9 protein-coding genes are annotated in these 22,676 nt (G+C 66.2%); 7 read left to right on the top strand and 2 right to left on the bottom strand.

Annotated elements, in window-relative coordinates; genetic code table 11:
- Nucleotides 1-245 precede the first annotated feature (245 nt).
- A complete protein-coding gene (locus ACFK0J_RS30850) occupies nucleotides 246-1,409 on the top strand; it encodes an acyltransferase family protein (protein ID WP_378733239.1) in 1,164 nt (387 codons plus the stop codon).
- 8 nt (nucleotides 1,410-1,417) lie between these two features.
- On the opposite strand, the gene ACFK0J_RS30845 is transcribed toward ACFK0J_RS30850, so the two are convergent.
- A complete protein-coding gene (locus ACFK0J_RS30845; RefSeq protein WP_378733238.1) occupies nucleotides 1,418-2,596 on the bottom strand; it encodes an acetyl-CoA C-acyltransferase in 1,179 nt (392 codons plus the stop codon).
- Between the two features lie 442 nt (nucleotides 2,597-3,038).
- Between ACFK0J_RS30845 and ACFK0J_RS30840 the strand changes: the two genes are divergently transcribed.
- The 4 genes from ACFK0J_RS30840 (at nucleotide 3,039) to ACFK0J_RS30825 (ending at nucleotide 18,688) form a co-directional block, all read left to right on the top strand.
- A complete protein-coding gene (locus tag ACFK0J_RS30840; RefSeq protein ID WP_378733237.1) occupies nucleotides 3,039-4,475 on the top strand; it encodes an MFS transporter in 1,437 nt (478 codons plus the stop codon).
- 306 nt (nucleotides 4,476-4,781) lie between these two features.
- On the top strand, nucleotides 4,782-16,541 hold the full coding sequence (locus ACFK0J_RS30835; protein WP_378733236.1) for an amino acid adenylation domain-containing protein: 11,760 nt from the start codon (nucleotides 4,782-4,784) through the stop codon (nucleotides 16,539-16,541).
- Nucleotides 16,542-16,574: 33 nt separating this feature from the next.
- Nucleotides 16,575-17,909, top strand: coding sequence for a hypothetical protein (locus ACFK0J_RS30830; protein ID WP_378733235.1), 1,335 nt, complete (start codon nucleotides 16,575-16,577; stop codon nucleotides 17,907-17,909).
- On the top strand, nucleotides 17,906-18,688 hold the full coding sequence (locus ACFK0J_RS30825) for an alpha/beta fold hydrolase (RefSeq protein WP_378733234.1): 783 nt from the start codon (nucleotides 17,906-17,908) through the stop codon (nucleotides 18,686-18,688). Before ACFK0J_RS30830 ends, ACFK0J_RS30825 begins: the two co-directional genes overlap by 4 nt.
- Nucleotides 18,689-18,762: 74 nt before the next feature.
- On the opposite strand, the gene ACFK0J_RS30820 is transcribed toward ACFK0J_RS30825, so the two are convergent.
- The gene (locus ACFK0J_RS30820; RefSeq protein ID WP_378733233.1) at nucleotides 18,763-20,226 is read right to left on the bottom strand and encodes a M20/M25/M40 family metallo-hydrolase; all 1,464 of its coding nucleotides are present in this window, start codon (nucleotides 20,224-20,226) and stop codon (nucleotides 18,763-18,765) included.
- A 263-nt stretch (nucleotides 20,227-20,489) separates the two neighbouring features.
- Between ACFK0J_RS30820 and ACFK0J_RS30815 the strand changes: the two genes are divergently transcribed.
- Nucleotides 20,490-20,705, top strand: a complete 216-nt coding sequence (locus tag ACFK0J_RS30815; protein ID WP_378733232.1) for a hypothetical protein — start codon at nucleotides 20,490-20,492, stop codon at nucleotides 20,703-20,705.
- Nucleotides 20,706-20,838: 133 nt separating this feature from the next.
- Complete coding sequence (locus ACFK0J_RS30810) at nucleotides 20,839-22,500, top strand: heme peroxidase family protein (RefSeq protein ID WP_378733231.1); 1,662 nt, start codon at nucleotides 20,839-20,841, stop codon at nucleotides 22,498-22,500.
- Nucleotides 22,501-22,676 lie beyond the last annotated feature (176 nt).

Below are 22,676 nucleotides of genomic sequence, written 5' to 3'. Positions count from 1 at the left end.
CCTGGCTCAGGTTGTAAAGCCGTGTTAGCGTTCGATTCGAGGAGGGGATTGAATGGGCAATTCGCCTGTCGCACGGGATGATTCGAGCCGCGTGGTCGTAACTATTTTCGGTTACCGATTCGGAGATTTCAAGTAATTTCGATAATCGTTTTCGGCTACGCACCGGCGATACCGTGCGTCGGTTGCCGTCCGGCGATCTGATCGCCGGGACTGCTCTTGCTCTTCGAACTCCCAAGGATTCCGACATGATCTCCCCGTACTATCCCGCCGTCACCACGGTGCGGCCGCCGCTGCCATCGCTGACCGGAATGCGGTTCATCGCGGCCTCGATGGTCGTCTTCACGCACGTGATGTTGCGATTGACCCCGGACCGCTATGTGGAGGGCAAGGGGCTGGGGATGTTCTGGCAGATGACCGGGAATGTGGGGGTTTCGTTCTTCTTCATTCTCAGCGGGTTCGTGCTGACCTGGGCGGTGCGGCCGGGCCTGGCCAGATCCGCGTTCTGGCGCAAGCGAATCTGCAAAATTTATCCCAACCACCTGGTGACGGCGCTCCTGGTGGTCGTGCTGATGTTGGGCAGCGGACAGGCGGTGGAGCTCGGGACGCTGATCCCGAACCTGTTGCTGATCCAATCGTGGTTCCCGGACCTGCACATCACCTTCGGCGTCAATGCGGTGAGCTGGTCGCTGGCGTGTGAGGTGTTGTTCTACCTGGCTTTCCCGCTGTTGTACTTCTGGATCTCGCGCATTCGGGTGGAGCGGCTGTGGATGTCGGCGATCGCGGTGACCGCCGCCATCTGGTCGATTCCGGTCATTGCCGATCTCCTGATGTCGGACACGCCGCCTCCGGCGCCGGGCATGGGCTATTCGGCGATCCAGTATTGGTTCACCTTCGCTTTCCCGCCGACCCGCTGCCTGGAGTTCGTGCTCGGAATCATGGTGGCGCGCATCGTGATTTCCGGCCGGTGGATCAAAATCGGCTTCCTGCCCACCCTGGTGGTGTTCCTGGTCTTCGGTGCCGGTGCACTGTACGCACCCGGTATTTATGTCGCCGCTCCGGCGACGATGGTGATTCCGCTGGCGCTGGTGATTCCCATGGGTGCGGTCGCCGATTTACGGCAAACGAGCACCATCCTGAACGGCCGAGTGATGGTGTGGCTCGGCGAGGTTTCGTTCGCGCTGTACATGGTGCACCTCCTGGTGATCATGGCGGGCGCGGAATTGTTCCGGTTCAGCCAAACCGAGGACGCGCCATTGTATGTCGCGCTGCTGATGGTCGTGCCGTTCATGATCCTGAGCGTCGCTACCGCCTGGCTGCTGTACCGCTTCGTCGAGCTACCGGTGATGCGCAAGTGGAGCCGGGCCCGCATCATCCGCCCCGCGGTCCCGGTGCCCACCGACGTCAAGTAGGGAGTCGGTTACGCCACCTCGACGAGCAAGGCATCACCTTGACCGCCACCGCCGCACAGGGCGGCCGCACCGATTCCGCCGCCCCGGCGGCGCAATTCATTGATGAGGGTGACGGTGATGCGGGCGCCGGTGCAGCCCAAGGGATGACCCATGGCAATGGCGCCGCCGTTGACATTGACGATGTCCTCGGCGATGCCGAGATCGTCGACCGCGGCGATGGCGACCGACGCGAACGCCTCGTTGAGTTCGTACAGGTCGAGGCGGGCCGGGTCGAGGTCGATCTTGGCGGCCGCTTTCCGGATGGCATTGGACGGTTGCGGCAGCAGCGACAGTGGGCCCGCGGTGGCACCCCAGGCCTTGATGGTGGCCAGTACCGGCAGGCCGAGATCGGCTGCCTTGTGGCGCGACATCAGCACGAGTGCGGCGGCGCCGTCGGAGGTCTGCGAGGCGTTGCCCGCGGTGATGGTGCCACCCGCGGTGAAGGCGGGCGGCAGGGCGCTGAGCCGTTCGACGGTGGTGTCCGGGCGAATGCCCTCGTCCTGGTCGAAGACGAGCGGGTCGCCCTTGCGCTGTGGTACCTCGACCGGGACGACCTCGTCCGCGAATGCGCCGTTCTTCCACGCGGCAGCGGCCCGCTCATGGGACCGGGCCGACCACTCATCCTGGCGTTCCCGGCTGTAACCGGACTCCGCCTGGTAGTCCTCGGTGGCCATGCCCATGAGCTTGTGGTCGAACGGGCAGGTCAACCCGTCGAACAACATGGTGTCCTGGAGAACGCCGTCGCCCGCGCGATAACCGAAGCGTGCCTTGTCGAGCACGTACGGGGCATTGGACATCGACTCCATGCCGCCCGCGACCACGATGTCGAACTCGGCGAGCGCGATCAACGACGCGGCGCGGGCGATGGCGGACGTGCCGGAGAGACACACCTTGTTCATGGTTTCGGCGGGCACGCTGAGCGGGATGCCCGCGCCGAAAGCGGCTTGGCGGGCAGTGATCTGGCCCGCGCCGGCCTGGAGCGTGTGCCCCATGACCACGTACTCGACCTGGTCGCCCGGTACCCCCGAACGCTCGAGCGCGCCGGCAATGGCCTTGGACCCGAGCTCGGTACCGGCGAAGGCGGACAGTCCTCCGCCGAACTTGCCGATCGGAACCCGCGCGTATCCGACGACGACAGCCTCATTCATTTGATGACTCCTACTCCACGCCGAACTCGTGCGAAAGATTACCTATCGCTTACCACGTCGACAATCCGGCCGTTATTTACTTTCATAAAGTTCCTTAATTTGTACCGTGTACTATTTTAAACCGACCGGTCGGCCATTTTGGGTGGTCGCGCAGGATTTAGCCGACCCTTGCGGGAACAGCGCCAGATCACATACGCTGACGATGGCTTGGGGGAAGATCAAGACCACCCGAACTCAATGGTGACGAAGCGCCTATCCGCACAATGGACCGGGCGTTATCCAACCGCGCAAGAGGCACTATGGTTCCGAATGTTGGATCCGAAAAGTACGCCGGATCCGAAATAGTAATATCCGACGCTGCCAGACAGCCGCACGTTGCCCTCAACATCCGTTCCACCGCGCCGTCGACCGGCGCACCGCGAACAGTGCCGGAGAAGATCAGATGGCAGATGCCGGCCTAGAGCAGACGCGCACAGCCGGCGGTGTCGACCCGGCTCGTGTCTTGGCGATGTGCAGTGGCATCACCTTCATGGCGTTCCTCGACTTCACTGTTGTCAATATTGCTTTCCCGGATATTCTCGCGGACTTCGAGCTCACCTCGCTCAGCACCCTGACCTGGATCGTGAGCGGTTACGCGGTCATGTTCGCCGCCCTGCTGGCGCCCGCGGGCCGGGTCGCCGACAGCATCGATCGGCGCGCCGTGCTGCTCTGGTCGCTCGCGGTGTTCACGATCGCGTCCCTCATCTGCGGCGTGGCCCCGTCCGTCGGATGGCTCATCGCCGGTCGGTTCCTGCAAGGCGCCGCGGCCGGCGGAATGATCCCCGCCGCACTGGGATTGATCCTCTCGACGACACCCCGCGAACGCATCCCGCGCGCGGTCGCGACCTGGGGCGCTGCCGCGGGTTTCTCGGCAGTCGTCGGGCCCGCGGTAGGCGGTGTCCTGCTACGCGTGCTCGACTGGCGGTGGGTGTTCTTCATCAACCTGCCGATCGGCGCTGCCCTGCTGGCCGGCGGCCTGGCGGTGCTGCCGGGACACGTGAAAGGGGCAGGCAGCCGGTTGCCGGACGCCATCGGCAGCATCGCTCTGGGCCTGGGTATCGCCGGCATCGTCAGTGCGCTCACCGAGGGTGACAAGTGGGGGTGGCAGGATGCGCGGACGATCGGACTCGGCGTCGTCGGCCTCCTACTGATCGGCGCGGCCCTCCTGCGCTCGCGCGCGCACGCCGCTCCGGCCATCGACCTGGCGGTGTGGCGTAACCCCACCTACACGATTGCCACGCTGGGGCTCGGCATGCTCAGCGCGATGATGTTCGCGTGGAACCTGGCCGCGCCATTGTTCGCCACCACCATCTGGCACTGGACCATCCTGGAAACCGCTGGGGCGCTGGGTATCGGGGCGGTGGCCTCCGTGGTCGGCTCGCTGTCCGCCGGACGGCTGACGAACCCGGCCACCCAGGTGAAGGTCGCGATACTGGCCTGCCTGCTCTTCGCGGGTAGCAATGCGATCTGGGCATCCGATCTGTTCGGCTCCAGCTCGAATTTCTGGGGTGGTTGGCTGCCCGCCGCGCTGCTCGGCGGCGCGGGGCTCGGCCTCGGCTTCGCGTGCCTGTCGACGCTGGCCGCCGGGTCCATCCCGCCGCTGAAATTCGCGGGTGGGCTCGGTATGACGGTGGCGTTTCGTCAGGTGGGCGGCGCCGTCGGAGTCGCCGGATTCGCCGCCATCATGGTGTCGAGTGCGGACCCGGGGAGCCTTTCCGCTTTCCATCACGTATTCGTCGCCGCAATGGCGGTCAATATCATCTGCGCGCTCCTGGTGAGCGCATTGCTCGGACAGCGATTCGGCCTGCGGGCCGGCCCGCAGGCCGGCACCGGCGCGTAAACGTGCCGATACACAACTCAAGGTAAATCTCGCGGAAGAAATCCGATGACTGCTTCAGATTCTATTTTGATCGGTGACGGTAATGTGCTCGCTCGTTGCGGCGAAGTGCTCCTGGCGAAAGGACACCGAATAAGGGCGGTAGTAACCGGTGATGCTACCGCGCGGGCCTGGGCCATCAAGGCGGGAATTCCGAGTCACCCACTCGACGAGGCGGTGAAAATTGCCGGGCAATTGGAGTGCGACCTGCTCTTCAGCATCGGGAACTACGCGATTGTTCCGGATGCATTACTGAACTGCGCGAAGCGCATGAGCATCAATTACCATTACGGCCCGCTGCCCGAGTACTCCGGTCTGTACGCGCCGTCCTGGGCCATCGCCCACCGCGTGCGCGACTACGCGATCACCTGGCACCGGATCGGCGGTATGGTCGACGGCGGCGACGTGCTCCGGCGGGTGCCGGTGCCGATGGCGTCCGATGAGACGGCGCTGTCGCTGGGCTTGAAATGCGACGAAGCGGCCGTCGCCAGCCTGGCCGAGCTGATCGACGAGCTCGCGGAAGGCCGCGAAACCGCCACCCCGCAGGACCTTTCGGCGCGCCGGTACTTCTCCCGACACACCCAGTTTCCCGCCGAAGGTCTCATCGACTGGCGGCGCGACAGCGACGATATCGTCGCCATGGTCCGCGCCGCGGATTACGGTCCGTTCGGTAGTCCCTTGGTATGGCCCAAGATAACCGTCGACGGTCACTTCATCGCCGTCCGCGAAGCGCGCGCCGGTGCCCCGACCGACGCTGCGCCCGGCGAGGTCGTCGCCTGCGATGACGTGTCGGGCTTGCGGGTCGGCACCGGCTCCGGCACCGTTCAGCTGACCCGCGTGAGCACCTTGGCAGGCGAAGCGCTCACCATCGGCGCCATCGCCACAGACTACGGCGTTCGCCCCGGCACCATCCTGACCACTCCCGACGAGGGTGTCGCGCAGCGGATCACGGCGGCGGGCACTGCCGCGTCGAAGGCCGCTGCCTACTGGCGTGAGCGTTTGACGGGAGGTCATCCGTACCGCCTTCCCTACACCGCGCCCGAAACCGGTGACGAACAGGATGCCGGTCCGGTCACCGTGCGTTGCCGGATGGAAGAGGGGGTGGCCGCGGCGGCCCACCTCGCCGGTGCCTTGTGCACATTCCTGGGTCGGGCCACGGGGGAGCCGGATATCCATATCGCGGTGGCGGCGCCGCGCGACAGTATCGAGGCGGACTATCGCGATTTGTTCGCCGCTTGGCTTCCGCTACGAGCGCACATCGACGCGGCGCGGTCGACTGCGGAAAATCTGCGGGCGATCGGCCGGGAGTTCACGATCGGCCAGGAACGAGCATGGCTTCGCCGCGATGAGACGGGTCGCGATGAAGTACTCAGAAAGCTGTGGCACAGCGGCGAATTGGCGCCGGACGTGGCGATTTCCTGGGGCGACGTGGTGGCCACCGCCGACGGTCACCGCCCGGCCTTGGAGCTGGCTGTACAAGACGATGGCGAAACGGTCGAGTTCCGCTACGACGCCAAGCGCGTCTCTCGGCAGGACGTCGCGCGACTGGCTGAACAATTCAGCGACTGGTGCGAGCGGCTGCCTTCGATCGCACGTCAGCCGTTGGGGTCCGTGGATGTCATCTCGGCGCGCGAACGTCGCACGCTGATCGAGGAATTCAACGCCACCGGTGACGACGCCATGCTGGGCCATCGCCTGCACCAGCTCTACGAACGCGCCACCGACCTGCACCCCGGCAATGTGGCGCTGATCTGCGCCGACACCGAACTGACCTACCGAGACCTGAACGCGGACGCGAACCGTCTCGCCCACGTCCTGGTGGATCGCGGCGTCGGCCGCGGCGACCTGGTCGGCGTGGCCCTCGATCGCTCCATCGACCTCGTTGTCGTGCTGTTGGCGGTGCTGAAGACGGGCGCCGCCTATGTGCCGGTAGACCCGAACTTCCCCGCGGGACGGATCCGGCAGATGATCGCCGATGCCGATCCGAAGCTGATCATCACCCCGGCCACCATGCCGGAGAACCTGTCGGCCTGGGCATCCCGTTGCCTGCGCGTCGACGAAGCACGCGCCGACGCCGCCACCGCAAGCCCCGACAATCTCGACATCGACGTCGCCGCTGACGATCTCGCGTACGTCATCTACACCTCCGGTTCGACCGGCAGCCCCAAGGGCGTCGAAATCAGCCACGGTGCACTGGGCAATTTCCTGTCCTCGATGCGGCACCATCCGGGTTGCGACGAGACGGACCGGCTGCTCGCGGTCACCACCGTTTCCTTCGACATCGCGGTACTGGAGCTGTTCCTGCCCTTGCTCTGCGGCGCGACGACGGTCATCGCGCAGGCCCACGAAACCGTCGACGCGGGCGCACTGCTCGGCTTGCTGAAGGGCCACCGGATCACCATGATGCAGGGCACGCCCGCCACCTGGCAGTTGCTGCTGGATTCCGGGTGGGGCGGCGAACCGCGACTGGCCAAGATCCTGTGCGGCGGCGAAGCGCTGCCGCGTCGACTGGCCGATCGCCTGCTCGCCTGCGGCGACTCGGTGTGGAACATGTACGGCCCCACCGAGACCACCGTGTGGTCGAGCGTCTGGCGGGTCCGCGAAGGTGACGAGGTCGTCATCGGCAACCCCATCGCCAACACCCAGCTCTACGTACTCGGTACGGATCTGTCGCCGGTGCCGCTCGGCTTCCCCGGCGAGCTGTACATCGGTGGCGCCGGAGTGGCGCGCGGTTACCACAAGGACCCCGAGCACCCGCGGTCTCGTTTCCTCGACAACCCCTTCCATGCCGGAACCCTTTACCGCACAGGTGATCTGGCGCGCTTCCGCGCGCCGGGGCAACTGAGCGTGCTCGGGCGGGAGGACGGCCAGGTCAAACTGCGGGGCTACCGGATCGAGCTCGGCGATATCGAATCGGCCATCACCGACCACCAGGACGTCTCCCGTGCGGTGGTTGTCGGCCGTAACGAGCAACTGGTCGCCTACTGTGTGCGGGACTCGGCCGAACCGGCCGACAAGCTCGACAGCGCCGCCCTCGCCGAGTGGGCAGGCGCGTGGGATCGCGCGTACCAGACCGAAGCCGACGATGCCACCTTCAACCTGGCCGGCTGGCACAACAGCTACGACGGCCTGCCGTTCGCCAATAGCGAGATGCGCGACTGGCAGATGAGTTCGGTCCGGCGAATCCTCTCGTACTCGCCGGAGCGCGTGTTCGAAATCGGTTCCGGCAGTGGGCTGATGCTGTTCGGTATCGCGCCGCACTGCAGTGCCTACCATGCGGTGGACGCTTCGAAGCGGGCCGTGCAGATCACCCGCGGGCACCTCGCGTCATTGCCGCATGTCACCTGCGAGCATCGCCCGGCGCACGCACTGCCCGAGGTGGTCGAGGGAGCCTTCGACACCGTCATCGTCAACTCGGTGGCCCAATACTTCCCCAGCATCGAATACCTGACCTCGGTGCTCGAATGGGCGACGAAGGCCGTGGACAAGGGGCGGGTATTCCTCGGGGACCTGCGTGATCTGTCGCTGCTGGAGATCTTCCACGCCGACGTGATCCATTTCCGCACCGACGGCCGGATCTCGCCCGCGGAACTGGCCGAGCGCGCGGCGCATGCCATGCGGTCGGAGCGCGAGTTGGTGATTTCGCCGGAATTCTTCGCCGACCTGCCGAGCCTGTTCCCGCGGATCACGCGCGTCGATGTCACGTTGCGCGACGGCCGGTACGTCAATGAGATGACCCGCTACCGCTTCGACGTCACCCTGCACATCGGCGACAGGTCGAACACCGAAACCCCGGTGGCCGAGCGGAATTGGCTGGAAGACAAGCTCGAGGTAGCCACGTTGCGCGAGCAGCTGGACGCCGTCGACGACACCGCGCTACGCCTGAACGATATGCCCAACGGCAGGCTGCGCGAGGTGCACGGCCGGGTGGCGGCGGCCCTCGGTGCGGCAACCGAGGCCCCGACGTCCTGGGTCGATCCGCAGGATCTCGCGGGTCTCGCCGCCGACGCGGGCCTGGAAATGGCGTTGCTGCCCAATCGTTCCGGCGACAAGTGGCGCATGGACGCGATGTTCTGGCGTCCCGGTGCGAACCCGGATCTCAGCCTCCGGGCCGCCGCGCCCATGGACCGCACCGCGCTGGCCGGGTACGCGAACGTGCCGGTGGTCGGCGAACCCGCCAAGCCCGCCCTCGCCCGCGTGCTGCGCCCATGGCTCGCGGAACGCCTACCGGCCTACATGGTGCCCGCGTTCTTCGTCGAACTGAATGAGCTCCCGCTGACACCCAACGGCAAGATCGACCGCACGGCGCTGCCGGACCCGGTGGCGGGAATCGAAGTCACCGCCAAGCCCGCCACCGAGCTGGAGCGCGACATCCTGGCCGTCTGGTCGGCGGTGCTCGGCCACGACCGCATCGGCATCAACGAAAACTTCTTCGAGATCGGCGGCGACTCGTTGCGTGCCGTCCGCGTGCAGACGGAGCTGGAGAAGCTGCTCGGGCGGCCAGTATCCTCGGCCAAACTGTTCGAGCACTTCACCGTCAAGTCGCTGGCCGCGGACCTGGCCGGTGCCAAGAAGACCGGTCCGGAAATCATCCCCGCGAGCCGGCGCGCCGCCTACGACGACGACATCGCCATCATCTCCATGGCCTGCAGGCTGCCCGGCGGGGTGACTACCCCGGAAGAGTATTGGGAGCTGCTCGAGCGCGGTGGTGACGGCATCATCGACGTACCGAAGGATCGCTGGGACGCCGACGCACTATACGATCCGGACCCGGAGGCACGCGGCAAGTCTTACTGTCGCAGCGGCGGTTTCGTCACGCCGATCGACCTGTTCGACGCGCCGTTCTTCGGTATCTCGCCGCGCGAGGCCCGATCGCTCGATCCGATGCAGCGGATGGCGCTGGAAACCTGCTGGGATGCGTTCGAACGCGCGGGCTACACCATGGAGCGACTGCGCGGCAGCCAGACCGGCGCGTTCGTCGGTGTCGGCAAGAGCTCGGCCTATCACGAATACGGTCTGACCCTCGCCGGTGGCCTGGCCGATCTGGACGGGTACGTGGGTCCCGGCTCGGCGGGCGGCACCATGTCCGGCCGGGTGTCCTACGTGTTCGGCCTCGAGGGACCGACGCTGACCCTGGACACGGCCTGCTCCTCGTCGCTCGTCACCACGCACCTGGCGTGTAATGCGTTGCGGCAGGGCGAATGTGACCTGGCGGTCTCGATCGGGGTGAGCCTGATGCTCTCGCCCGAGCTACACGTGGAATTCAGTCGGCTGCGCGGCATGTCGCCGGACGGCCGCTGCCGGTCCTTCTCGGCCGACACCGAGGGCACCGGCTGGAGCGAGGGCGCCGCGGGGGTGGTCCTCAAGCGGTTGTCGGACGCCCAGCGCGACGGTGACCCGATCCTGGCCGTGCTGCGCGGCACCGCCGTCAACCATGACGGCCACAGCGCCAGCCTGACCACCCCGAGCGGGCCCGCGCAGAAGCGGGTCATTCGCGCGGCCCTGGCCGCATCGGGGTTGCAGCCGAGCGATATCGACTATTTGGAGGCCCACGGCACCGGCACCAAGCTCGGTGACCCCATCGAAGGCACCGCGCTGGCGGAGGTCTTCGGCGGCAGCCACTCGGCGGAGGAGCCGCTGTGGGTCGGTTCGGCCAAGTCCAACCTCGGTCATACCCAGGCGGCCGCCGGACTGGCCGGAGTGATGAAGGCCGTCCTGGCCATGCAGCACGACATGCTGCCGCGCACCCTGCACGTCACCGAGCCCACCCCGGCGGTGGACTGGGAAAGCGCCCAAATGGCTTTGGTACAACAGGAACAGCCCTGGCTGCCGAAGGACCGGCCGCGCCGGGCCGGTGTCAGTTCCTTCGGCATCGGCGGCACCAATGCGCACGTGATCGTCGAGGAACCGCCGAAACGAGTTGTCGAAGAGCGGCCGTCGGCGCCGTTGCCGCCGCAGGTGCCGTTCCTGGTGTCCGGCTACACCGAAACGGCGCTGCGCGCGCAGGCCGAGAACCTGCACCGGCACCTGGGCATGAACATCCAGGACCGCCTCGGCGACGTGGCTCGGTCGCTGGCGACCACCCGCAGCCATTTCCGCAGGCGGCTGGTGCTGATGGCCAAGGACAAGGCCGAACTGCTGGACAAGCTGGCCTCCTTCGCCCGGACGGGTGAGTCGCCGGTCGGCGCGGTGCGCACCGGCGACCACGCCGAGGAACCCCGGGTGGCCATGCTTTTCACCGGCCAGGGCAGTCAGCTGCCCGGCATGGGCCAGGACGTCGCCGAGGTGTATCCCGTTTTCCGCGAGGCGTTGCGGGAGATCGCGGAGCAGTTCACCGAGCTGGAACGGCCGCTGCTCGACGTGATGTGGGCCGATCCGGACAGTGACGACGCCGCATTGCTACATCGCACCGACTTCACCCAACCTGCCTTGTTCGCCGTGGAAGTGGCGTTGTGGCGGTTGTGGCAGAGCTGGGGCGTGCGGCCGGAATTGGTACTCGGTCACAGCATCGGCGAGCTCGCGGCCGCCCACGTCGCCGGTGTCTTCGACCTGTCCGATGCTTGTCGGCTGGTGGCGGCGCGCGGTCGGTTGATGCAGGCCATGCCCAGCGGTGGCGCCATGGCGTCCCTGGAAGCCGACGGCACCGAAGTGGCAACGGCCATCGAGGAATTGGGGCTCGCGGGCAAGCTCGATATCGCGGGCCTCAACGCGCCGACGCAGACCGTCGTCTCCGGTGATGCCGACGCAGTCGAGCGCGCCACCGCACATTTCGTCGCGCAGGGCCGAAAGGCCAAGGAACTCACGGTGTCCCACGCCTTCCACTCGCATCACATGGACGGCATGCTCGCGGCGTTCCAGGCGGTGGCCGAGACCGTGCGGTTCAACCCGCCGCAGCTGACGATCGTCAGCAGCTTGACCGGCGAGCTGGCCGAACCCGGCGAACTGGAGCGACCCGATTACTGGATTCGCCAGGCGCGCCGGGCCGTTCGTTTCGCCGACGGCATCCGCACGCTGCACAAGAACGGCGTGAACACCTTCCTGGAGCTTGGTCCGCAACCGGTGCTGTCCGGCATGGGCGCGGCGTGTCTGGCCGACGAGAAGTCGCTGGCCTGGGTGCCCTCACTCGTGCCGGGCAAGGACGGCGCAATGGTCGTGCAACGCAGCCTCGCCGAGTTGCATGTGCTGGACGTGCCGATCGACTGGCACGGCTACTTCGAGCCGTTCGGCGGCGAACGGGTTGCCTTGCCCACCTACGCCTTCCAACGAGAGCGCTTCTGGTTCGAGCCGCCGCCCGTCCGGGAAATCGGCGCCGGCCTGAACGACACCGGTCATCCGCTGCTCGGCGGTGGCGTCCGGATCGCGGGCACCGAGATGTTCGTCTACACCACCATGGTCGCGGCGGACGAGCCGGTGTGGGTGCAGGAGCACAAGGTGATGGGCGCGGTGCTCATGCCGGGCACCGCGTTCTTCGAAGCCATGCGTGCCGCGGGTGATGCCGCCGAGGCGGGGGAGTGGGACGTGGCGGATGTCGTCGTGTTCGCGCCCCTGGTGCTCAACTCCGGCATGCCGATTCGCTTGCAGGTCACCGTCGGTCCGGCGGCCGGTGGCGCGCGTCAGGTGCAGGTGTACAGCTCGCCGGAGGGCGAGGACGGGGCATGGCAGTTGCACGCGGAAGGCAATCTCGTCCCCGCGCAGATCGACGCCGGTGCCATCGTCGCCGTGCCGCCCAGGGGCGCCGAGCGCATCGACGTGTCCGCGGTGTACAGCGACCTGGCCGCGCTCGGTTACGGTTACGGCCCGACCTTCCAGTGCATCGAGGAGGCATGGCACGTCGGCGAGGAGGTATGGGCCAGAGCGGCTTTGCCGGACAGCGCCGAGCCGGCCGCGGGCAGCTACGGCCTGCACCCGGCCCTGCTGGATTCGGCCATGCACTCGCTGCTGCTGACCCAGCGGCTGAAGAAGAAGACCGGCGACGATCTGTTCGTGCCGTTCGAGGCCGAGCGGCTGTCGCTGCGGGAGCAGGGTCTGTCCGAAATCTGGGTGCGTGTCGCCGATTTCGAGCTGGGCGACGGTGAATTCTGGGCCTCGCTCGATATCTACAACGCCAACGGCGACAACATCGGCAGGCTGCATCGGCTGCACGCCAGGCGGGTCGACCGGGCGGTGCTGCGCCGCCTCGCGCAGGCCGGGGTGGACCGCTTCCAGTTCGATGTCGACTGGCGTCCCGTCGATACCGACAATGTCGAGCTCGGCGGCTCCTGGGGTCTGCTGTCCCCGGCCGGTGACGTGGCGTGGGCCCGGGAGGTGAAGACCACGCTGTCGCGGGCCGGTATCCAGGTGATCAAGGTCCGCGAACTCGACGACGCCGACGAGCTGGATGGCCTGCTCTGCCTGTGGGATTCCGGCGCGGACGTGTTGAGCCAGGCGCACGACTTCGCCGCGAAGGCGCTGGCCCAGCTGCAGGCCGCGGCCGAGTCCGGATTCGCGCCACCGCTGGTCTGGGTCACCCGCAACGCGGTGGGCACCAGCGCCGACGACCGAGTCTCCGGACTGGGCGCCGGACCGCTGTGGGGCCTGATGCGCACCGCCCGCAACGAACATCCGGAGCTGCCATTGCGGCTGATCGATCTGGGCGAGGACGAGGCGGACCGCAAGAACCTCGCCCCGGCAATGATGCTGGCGGCCGAGCCGGAATGCGCGCTGCGCCACGGGCAGGTGCTCGTGCCGCAGCTGCAGCGGGTGGACGCGGGCCGTGACCTGACGATTCCGGCCGAGGGCGCCTGGCAGTTGGAGATCGCCGCCAAGGGCCGTTTGGACGAGCCGTTGGCCGTTCGGCCCAGGCCGGAGAAGGCGCTGGCCGCCGGCGAGATCCGGGCCGAGGTGAAGGCCGCCGGGGTGAACTTCCTCGACGTGCTCAATGCCCTTGGCATGGTGGAGATCCCGGCTTTCGGCCTGGAGTTCGCCGGGGTGGTGACCGAGGTCGGCGCGGGCGTCCAGGACCTGATGGTCGGCGATCCGGTCCTGGGTCTGACCCGTGGTTCCTTCGCCTCCGAGGTGGTCAGCGACGCCCGCCAAGTGGTGCGCATGCCGGAGCACCTCACCTTCGAGGAGGCCGCCACCATCCCGATGACCTTCCTCACGGCGTGGTACGGCCTGCACGTGCTCGGCGACATGCGGCCGGGCGAGCGGGTGCTGATCCACTCCGCGGCCGGTGGCGTCGGCATGGCGGCGGTGCAACTGGCGCAGTTGCACGGCGCCGAGGTCTACGGCACCGCCAGCGAGCCGAAGTGGCCCGCGCTGCGCGAATTCGGACTGGCCGACGACCACCTCGCCTCGTCGCGTGACCTGGGTTTCGTCGAGAAATTCGGCACGGGTGGCCGCGATTTCGACATCGTGTTGAACTCGCTGGCCACCGAGTTCATCGACGCCAGCCTCGGCATGCTGGGCAGCGGCGGCCGGTTCCTGGAAATGGGCAAGATCGATCTCCGGGAACAGTCCTGGATCGATGCGAATCATCCCGGCGTGACCTACACGGTCTACAACCTCCCGGAGGCCGGACCCGACCGCATCCACGAGATGCTCGTTTCCATTGCCGACCTGTTCACAGCGGGCAAGCTGAAACCCCTTCCGCTGCGCACTTTCCCGATGAACAACACCTCCGACGCCTTGCGCTTCATGGCGCAGGCGCGACACGTCGGCAAGGTGGTGCTGACCCCGGTCGAGCGGCGGCAGTTCGTCCGGCCGGACGGCGCGGTGCTGATCTCCGGCGGTCTCGGTGATCTCGGCCGTCGCGTGGCCACCTGGCTGGTGAGCACGCACGGCGTCCGCGACCTGGTGTTGACCTCGCGTCGTGGCCCGGACACCCCCGGCGCGGACGCACTGGTGGCCGAACTCGCCGAACTCGGCGCGAAAGCCACTGCGGTGGCCTGTGATTCGGCGGACTTGGACAGCGTCAAGTCGGTCATCGCCATGTTCGACGAGGATCGTCCGCTACGCGGTGTGGTCCACGCGGCGGGCGTACTGGACGACGGTGCCCTGTCGGCCTTGACACCGGACCGGCTCGACGCCGTCTTCCTGCCCAAACTGGACGGCGCGTGGCATCTGCACCAGCTGACCCAGGACATGGAACTCGACCTGTTCCTGATGTTCTCCTCCATCGCCAGCGTCATGGGCGCGCCAGGGCAGGGAAATTACGCCGCCGCCAACGCGTTCCTCGATGCGCTGGCGCAGCTACGCCGCGCCAAGGGCCTGCCCGCCACCTCGGTGGCCTGGGGTCCATGGGAAGGCGCGGGCATGGCGGCCGGGCTCAGCGAAACCGATCGGGTCCGCTTCGCCCAACTCGGCCTGGACCGGCTCGCACCGGAAGAAGGCCTGGAGCTGTTGGAGCTGGCGGTGCGCGGCGGCCGGGCGCTGACCGTGTCCGCCGCGTTCGATCTGAACCGGCTCCAGCACTACTTCGAAGAGCGCGGCGGCATACCGCCACTGCTCCGCTCGCTGTTGACCGGCAGCAGTGGCCGGTCCAGGGGCGGCGGTGGCGCGGATCTGCGAAAGCTGTTGAGCGAAACCGCGCCCGAGGAGCACGCGGCCGTCGTACTGGGTGTGGTCCGTGAGGAGATAGCGAAGACACTGGGATTCGCCACACCCGACGATGTGGATGTCGACCTGCCCTTGCAGGACATCGGCATCGACTCACTGACCGCGGTGCTGATGCGCAACCAATTGGCGGATCTCACCGGTCTCGCGCTGCCCGCCAAGATCGCGTTCGATCATCCGAATCTGAAGGCGCTCGGTCAGTTCCTGCTGGCGAAGCTGTCGGAAGCAGAGGTGGGCGGGTCCGCGGAATCGGAAGCCACGGCCGTCGATACCGCCGAAATATCAGCGACCACTTCAGGATTGGATATGGCGACGGTCCGAAAGGGCTGCCTCGACCCGGCACTGCGCTTCGACAACGCGGCCGAGGTGGCGGCGCGGCCGGAATCGGTATTCGTCACCGGGGCCACCGGCTTCGTCGGTGCCTTCCTCCTGCGCGAGCTGCTCGAGTCGGAGATCGTTGCCTACTGCCTGGTGCGTGCCGCGGACTCGGGCGAGGCGATGCGGCGGCTGGTGACCACGCTCGACAACTACGGGCTCTGGAAGCCGGACTACGCACCACTGCTCAACCCGGTGGTCGGCGATCTGACCCAACCGTTGTTCGGGCTGGGCAAGCGGATCTTCGACGAGTTGGCGGACCGGGTCGACGCCATCTGTCACTCCGGCGCGCTGGTGGACTGGATGCGACCGCTGGAGGACTACATCGGCCCCAATGTGGTTGGTGCGCACGAGGTTCTGCGCCTGGCCTCGCGCGGTCGCGGCAAAGCGGTGCATCTCATCTCCACCTTCGCCACTTTGCCCAAGTACCTGGGTTACGAGGTCACCGAGGACGATCGGGAATACGGCTACCTCACCTCCAAGTGGATGGCGGAGCGGATGGTGGCGGCGGCGCGGTGGCGCGGCGCCAAGGCCTCCGTCTACCGTCTGCCGTTCGTCGGCGCCTCGGCAGGCACCGGTCACTTCCGCCTCGACCGCGGCGACTTCCTGCACAACCTGATCGTCGGTGGTATCGCCATGGGCAGTTTCCCGTCGCTCGACGCCGACCTTTCAGCGGTGCTGCCCGTCGACTATCTGTGCGAAACGATCGCAGACGTGGTGACGAACGATCCGACGCGCACCGGCCACGACTACGACTTCATCAACTCGCAGGCGCCGAGCTTCGACAGCTTCTTCGAGCTGATCGGCGCCGCCGTGGGTGGGGTCGAGGTCGTGCCGTTCGCCGAATGGCAGCAGCGGGCCCTGGCCTACGCCACCGCGAATCCGACGAGTTCGCTGGCCCGCATCGCCGCCGTACTCGACGGCCTCACCGAGGCCAGCGCGGCCGCCATGCTCGAGGGCTTGCCCGTGGGCGAGCACGTCTTCGGCGGCGACCTCTATCCGTCGCCACCGGTCGACGAGCAGTTCGTCCGGAAATACGTGGACCGCATCGATGCGGCATAGACCCCCAATGGATTCCTAGGAGAGTGGATCGACATGAACGAAACGCTGGAGGAGGGCCCAGCCACCGAACCAGCCGTGACGGGCACCTATCAGAAGAGCGGTACCTTCCTGCACTCCTCGGCGGCCGCACACGCCGAGAAGCTGATGCCCGTGCTGGACAAATACCCGGTGGACGCCGCGGACGTGGCGGCCCGGCTGCCACCGAACCGCGCACTCAACCCGTGCTGCTTCTATCCCGAGACACAGCCGACTCAGGTCGTCCAGATGAATCTGGACGACGATCTGGCCGACAATCTGGCGCGGCAATTGCGCTGCCAGGCCATCATTCAGGAGAGCTACGCGGAAGCGTCGATCGGCAACTACTTCCCGTTGTCCACGATGTTCGAGAACTGCGTACTGTTCATCCCCTCGGCGAAGCGCTTCTACGACCTGAATCAGGACATCGTCTACGAGCACTTTCCCGAGGTGGAGACGGCGGTGGTCAACGCCTTCGTCGTCACCGCCAACAAGCGCTCGTACGGCACGCACGCGGCCAGCGGTATCGCACTGCAGATTCCGTCACTGGTGAAGAAGCAGCTCGGTTTCCCCACCGAGTACCGCAGCTTCCACACCGCGGTGACGCCGACGCCGCTGGACCGACAGCCCTTCGTGATTTTCGAAGAGGCCGAGGTCGAGGCGCCGAACCTGCAGTTCGTCTACGGGAAGATGCTGGAGTACGGCTTGGCCGCGGACGAGAAGGCCGCGGTCGACAAGGCGCTCTACCTTTTCCTGGAAGGCAAGGTCACCGAAATCGACCTGCCCACCGTGCGGGACTTCCTGATGGCGAAGTACTGGGCGAAGAAGTACGCGGACACACCCTCGCCCGGTTACTACTGCGACTCCAGAGTCGGCGACGCGCTGGTGTTCGACAACTACCGCGCCCATGGCGACGGAACCCTGCCGAGTTCGCCGAAGGACCGGCTGACCATCGACTTCCGCTGCTTCAACCGGGTGCACTACCCGCCGGGGATGACCAGCGGTCTCGACTTCATCGTCGACCCGGCAGAGCGGGCCTATCAGATCAGGCGCAAGCGGGCTTCGCTCGAATTCCTCCTCGCCACGCTGGGTTACGAGAACATCGACGAGTTCCTCCGGATGGTGTTCGGCAAGAACCATACCGATGACATCAATCCGTTCGGATTGATGACAGACCTTCAGTTCGGTGTGTACAACAAGAGCGAATACCACTTGTTGGATCAGAACCTCGATGACCACTACGAGCGCGTCGAGCGCCTGTACGACCGGATCGAGAAGGACGGCGAGTACGTCCTGCCGAGCCGTGCGAAGGAGTACCTCGACGCGCTCTACAGCGAAGGACCCGCAGCATGAGTCGTACCGTCGAAACGAGCCGCCTCGTCAAGGAGTGGTTTCGGATCGCGAAGCTCCCGCACGACACGGCCACCAAGGAATTCCTCGATCGGTGCCAATCGCACACCGTCAAGGTGGACGGGAAGTTCTACAAGTACTACCAAAGCGGCAGCGGCCCAACCGTTCTGCACGTGCACGGCGTCCGCAGCAATCTCGGAAGTATGACCGCCATCGCCGGTGATCTGCTGGAACAGAATTATCAGGTGGTGCTGTTCGACGCGCCCGCGCACGGTGAAGCGCTCGGCGAGAGCACCGATCCGATCGAGGTTCGCGCGGTGATCCGCGCGATAGCCGAGCGGTTCCCCGAGCTGCACGCGGTGGTCGGTCATTCCCTCGGCAGCCTGTGGTCGCTGTCCGCATGGGATCACGGCCTGCGCGCCAAGGCATTCGTCTCGATCTCGGCACCGGCGACCATGCGATTCCTGGTCGACAAAATGGCCGACTTCTTCCCGATCGACAGCGACCAGCTCCAAGAGCTGGCCGACCAGATCGAAGGACGTCTCGGTGCGAACGTATGGACCGAGTTCTCCCCGTCGGAAGTCGTCAAGGCCATCGAGGTGCCGGGTCTGATCATCCACGGGACGAATGACGACTACGTGCCACCGGCGAACGCCGAGGACCTGCATGCGCATTGGCGCGGGTCGACCGTCGAACTGATCGATGGGGCCGACCATTTCGATATCGTCCGATCGCCGAAAGCGCGAAAACTCATCGCCACTTTCCTGGAGGAAGCGAAGTAGCGCCGACAAGCGTGTCCCTGTCGCCGACCATCCGACGGCTCGGTGCATGAGCCGGCGGATGGTGAGCGGGGAACTTACTGGGCGAGTTGTTTGACGAGGCGGTAGAGGAACTCGCGGCTGGCTTCGAGTCCGGCGATCGGTGCTCGTTCATTGACGCCGTGGATGCGATTGGCGTCGGCGGACTGCATGAACAGGCCGCTGATCCCGTACATCGGAATCCCCTTGCTGCGAGCGTATTTGCTGTCTGTCGCGCCGGTGGACATGAACGAGCTCACGGCGGCGGTGGGGAACATCTCCTTCGTCAGCGTGGTGATGGCAGCCATGACATCGCCGTTGACGGGCGAGATGCCGCCTGCCGGATCCACTTTGGGTGTGACGGTCAGCTTGCCGTCCGCGGCGAGCGCCGCCAGGAACTGCTTTTCGATGTCCTCCGGTTTGTCCTGGGGGAGAATTCGGCAGTTGACCGTCGCCTTCGCCGTCTGCGGCAAAGCGTTTTCGGCTTCGCCCGCATTCAGCATGGTGGTCACACAGGTGGTCCGCAGTTGGGCGTTGTACTCGGGCACTGCCGAAAGCCGATCCAAGGCTTCGGGACTCGGATTGCCCGCGGCGACCGCGCGCATGTCTTCGGCTTCCTGTCCGCTGCGCGAGGCGGCCAGCGCGCCGAAATTGTCGCGGGTGGGATCGCTCAGCGACGCCGGGAACCGATGTGCGGCCAGGCGATTCAACGCGGACGTGAGCGTGTAGATGGCGTTCTCCGGCGTCGGCACCGAACTGTGCCCACCGGGCGCCTTGGCCTCCAGTTGAAAGATGGCGTAGGTCTTTTCGGCCACCTGCACACCTTGCAGGGCGGGCTTTCCGTCGACCAGAACTGCCCGTCCGCCCTCATTGAGCCCGTATTCGGCGTTCATCAGGTCGAGCTTGTTCTCCATCAACCACTTCGCGCCGTTGTCCTTCCCGGCCTCTTCGTCGGCGGTCAGGGCGAGCACGATGTCGCGGTTGGGCTTGAAGCCTTCGCGCTTCAGCTGGATCAGTCCGGAGACGAGGGCGGACACCATCGCTTTGTCATCGATCGAACCGCGGGCGGCGTAGAAGCCGTCCACTTCGGTGAGCTTCTTCGGGTCGGTGGTCCACCCGTCCTCTCGTTTGGCCTCGACGACATCGAGATGGCCCAAGAGTAGTAAGGGTTTGCGCTGCCCCGAACCGGTGAACCGGAGCACCAGATTTCCCTTGCGTTCGACCGGCTCGAAGATTTGAATATCGGAATCGGCGAAGCCCGCATCGAGCAAGCGTTTCTTGACCGCATTCGCGGCCACCGTCGTGCTGCCGGTGGAGTGCGTGGTATCCGTTTCCACCAACTCTTTATATATTTCGTGGAAGAGTTTCGTATTGTCCTGTGCCGAAACGCTTACGGAACTGGACGGGGATTTCGAATCGTCCTTGGACGAGGAATCGGAGTTACAGGCTGTTGCGGTGAGCGCCGCGATAAGTCCCAAAGCGGCCACCGACATGAGCGGGTTGCGGCGACTGATATTAGACACGCTAAGAAATTAGCACGAAACAAGGTGCCGTGCGGCGAGAACGAGTGAAGGAGACGCGAGTGGGGCCGCCGGGCCCGGCGGCCTGCGCCGCGGTGGGCCCCGCTGCGCCATGCCTCGACGTCAGAAGTGGCCTAGACCAGGCCATACCGATCCTGCCCCGACAATTGACGGCTCAGGTCGGCAAGGCCGCTCGGATAGCATTGAGGCCAGCCGAGAGAGGCCTGCCGGCGTTCCAGCGAGGTGGCCGGGGGAGGTGAAAATTCGTGCGCAAGACGATTTATCCCATTATCGCCGGGGCGTTCATCGCGGGGTCGGTGTTCGCCGGCGCCAACCCGGCCGCGGCCGACGTTGATCTTTCTGTTGTACCGGTCGGGGGCAATAGTACGACCTGGTCGGCGGAGTGCGCAGCCGGACTACTTGCCGGGCTCGTCGCGGCATTGACCAGCGGTTCATCAGCCGCTGTCGGTTGCCCTACTTGACCTTGTCAGGTCGGCCGATTGTCGCGGACTCTCGATACCGCGTCATTCCAGTGGGGGACATTTCTGTACACGGGGGGCGACTGCCATGCCGGCATTCGTCCGGAGACACTTTTCGAACCATCCGGAGGTTCATATGAAACGGCACGGCAGTGACAGCTTCTTCGTAGTCGGCGAGGGAGTGCTCGAGTTCGATAGCGACGGTAGTCCGACGGCACGGCAGCCCTTGACCATCGAGGAACTGCGCCGGTTCCGCTTTTCCCGGCTCGGTCCGGTCGGCGTACCGACCGACGAGGCGACCCGGGCGGCCCTCGCCGCCGCGATGACCGCAGAAGTGCCCCAACAGGATTCGGCGCAGCCGACCATCCCGGCGGGGTTCACCTACCTCGGCCAGTTCGTCGACCACGACCTGACGATGGACCGGACCGAGGCGCAGCTCGGCGAAGACGTCACCCTGGACGAGCTGATGCAGGGCCGGTCGCCCGCTCTCGATCTGGACTCGCTGTACGGCAGGGGCCCGATGGACCCGAACGACCGGGTCTTCTACGCCGAGGACGGCGTGACGCTCAAGGTGGGCACCACCTCCCCGACGAATTTCCCCGACGAGCGGGTGAACGTCGAAATGGAGGGTTTCGACCTGCCGAGGCTGGGCGGCACCGGCGGAACGGTCGCGGACCGGCGGCGCCCGCTGATCCCGGACACCCGCAACGACGAGAACCTCGCCGTCGCACAAACCCACCTGGCATTCATCCGATTTCACAACAGGGTGGTGGCCGAACTCGCTTTGAAGGGCGCGCGACGGCTGTTCAGAACCGCCCGGGATCTGGTGGTCCGGCACTACCAGTGGATGTTGGTCACCGACTTCCTGCCCCGCATCGTCGACCCGGCGATCGTCACCGACGTGTTCCAGCACGGCCGCCGGTACTTCGAGGCGCCCGGCCAGGGGTACGCGGGGCACGGCCTGCGGCCGACCATGCCGATCGAGTTCGCGGTCGCGGCATATCGGGTCGGACACAGCATGATTCGCGCCGGGTACGAGTGGAACCGGGTGTTCAACAGCATCGGCCCCGGCCCGAACGCCAGCCTGCTGCTGTTGTTCACCTTCAGTGGCGTCAGCGGTAATTTCCAGAGCGGTTCCCAGATTCCCGACCTGGACAATCCGAACTCCGGAACCGTAATCACCTTGCCGACCAACTGGATCGCCGACTTCCGCAGGCTCTACGACTTCACCGAGGCCGACCGCCCCGACCTGACAGCCCCGGTCGTGTCCGGGGGCGGCAATGTGACGAAGCGAATCGACACCCTGCTGGTCAATCCGTTGACCCAGTTGCCCGCGGGCACGTTCAGTGGGCGCGGCACCACGATCACCGATATCCAGCGCAATCTCGCGTACCGCAACCTCACCAGGGCGCACATGGTGCGGCTGGCCAGCGGTCAGCAGATGGCGGAGTTCTTCGGGGTGGAACCATTGACCAGCGAGCAGATCCTGCAGGGGTACTACGGCGCCGGGCTCGATGCGCTCACCGAGGAACAGCGAGCCACCGTCGCCACCGCCACCCCGCTGTGGTTCTACATCCTGCGCGAGGCCGAGTTCAACAACGGACGGCTCGGTGCCGTGGGCGGCCGGATCGTCGCCGAGGTCTTCCACCGCGCCATCGAGGGCAGCCGCACCTCGATCGTCCGAGAACCGGCTTGGCGGCCCATGTTCGGGCCCGACTCGAACACCTTCCGGATGACCGATCTGATGCTGTTCGCCTTCGAGGGCAAGGCCGACCTGCTGAACCCGCTCGGCGACTAGCGCCGCGAAATCGGCGGCGTGATCCGGTCGAACCCGTTCGCCTGCCGCACCACTGGTCCCGCGAGTCCGCAGGACCAGTATGTGGTCAGTCGCGGATGTAGTAGTGGCCGAGGGTGTCGTCGGAGCGGCCGGTTGCATGGCGGCAGCGGCGGAAACCGGCGGCCGGAGCCGCAGGG

Source organism: Nocardia brasiliensis (assembly GCF_042691675.1).
Classification (GTDB): Bacteria; Actinomycetota; Actinomycetes; order Mycobacteriales; family Mycobacteriaceae; genus Nocardia; species Nocardia brasiliensis_D.
The sequence above is the reverse complement of the archived record's forward strand: the minus strand, read 5'-3'. Positions and strand labels throughout refer to the sequence as shown.

Bases quoted from the DNA above. Each gene is read 5' to 3' on its own strand.
- ACFK0J_RS30835 (WP_378733236.1), top strand. From the start codon at position 4,782: ATGAGCATCAATTACCATTACGGCCCGCTGCCCGAGTACTCCGGTCTG.
- ACFK0J_RS30840 (WP_378733237.1), top strand. From the start codon at position 3,039: ATGGCAGATGCCGGCCTAGAGCAGACGCGCACAGCCGGCGGTGTCGAC.
- ACFK0J_RS30825 (WP_378733234.1), top strand. From the start codon at position 17,906: ATGAGTCGTACCGTCGAAACGAGCCGCCTCGTCAAGGAGTGGTTTCGG.
- ACFK0J_RS30810 (WP_378733231.1), top strand. From the start codon at position 20,839: ATGAAACGGCACGGCAGTGACAGCTTCTTCGTAGTCGGCGAGGGAGTG.
- ACFK0J_RS30830 (WP_378733235.1), top strand. From the start codon at position 16,575: ATGAACGAAACGCTGGAGGAGGGCCCAGCCACCGAACCAGCCGTGACG.
- ACFK0J_RS30850 (WP_378733239.1), top strand. From the start codon at position 246: ATGATCTCCCCGTACTATCCCGCCGTCACCACGGTGCGGCCGCCGCTG.
- ACFK0J_RS30845 (WP_378733238.1), bottom strand. From the start codon at position 2,596: ATGAATGAGGCTGTCGTCGTCGGATACGCGCGGGTTCCGATCGGCAAG.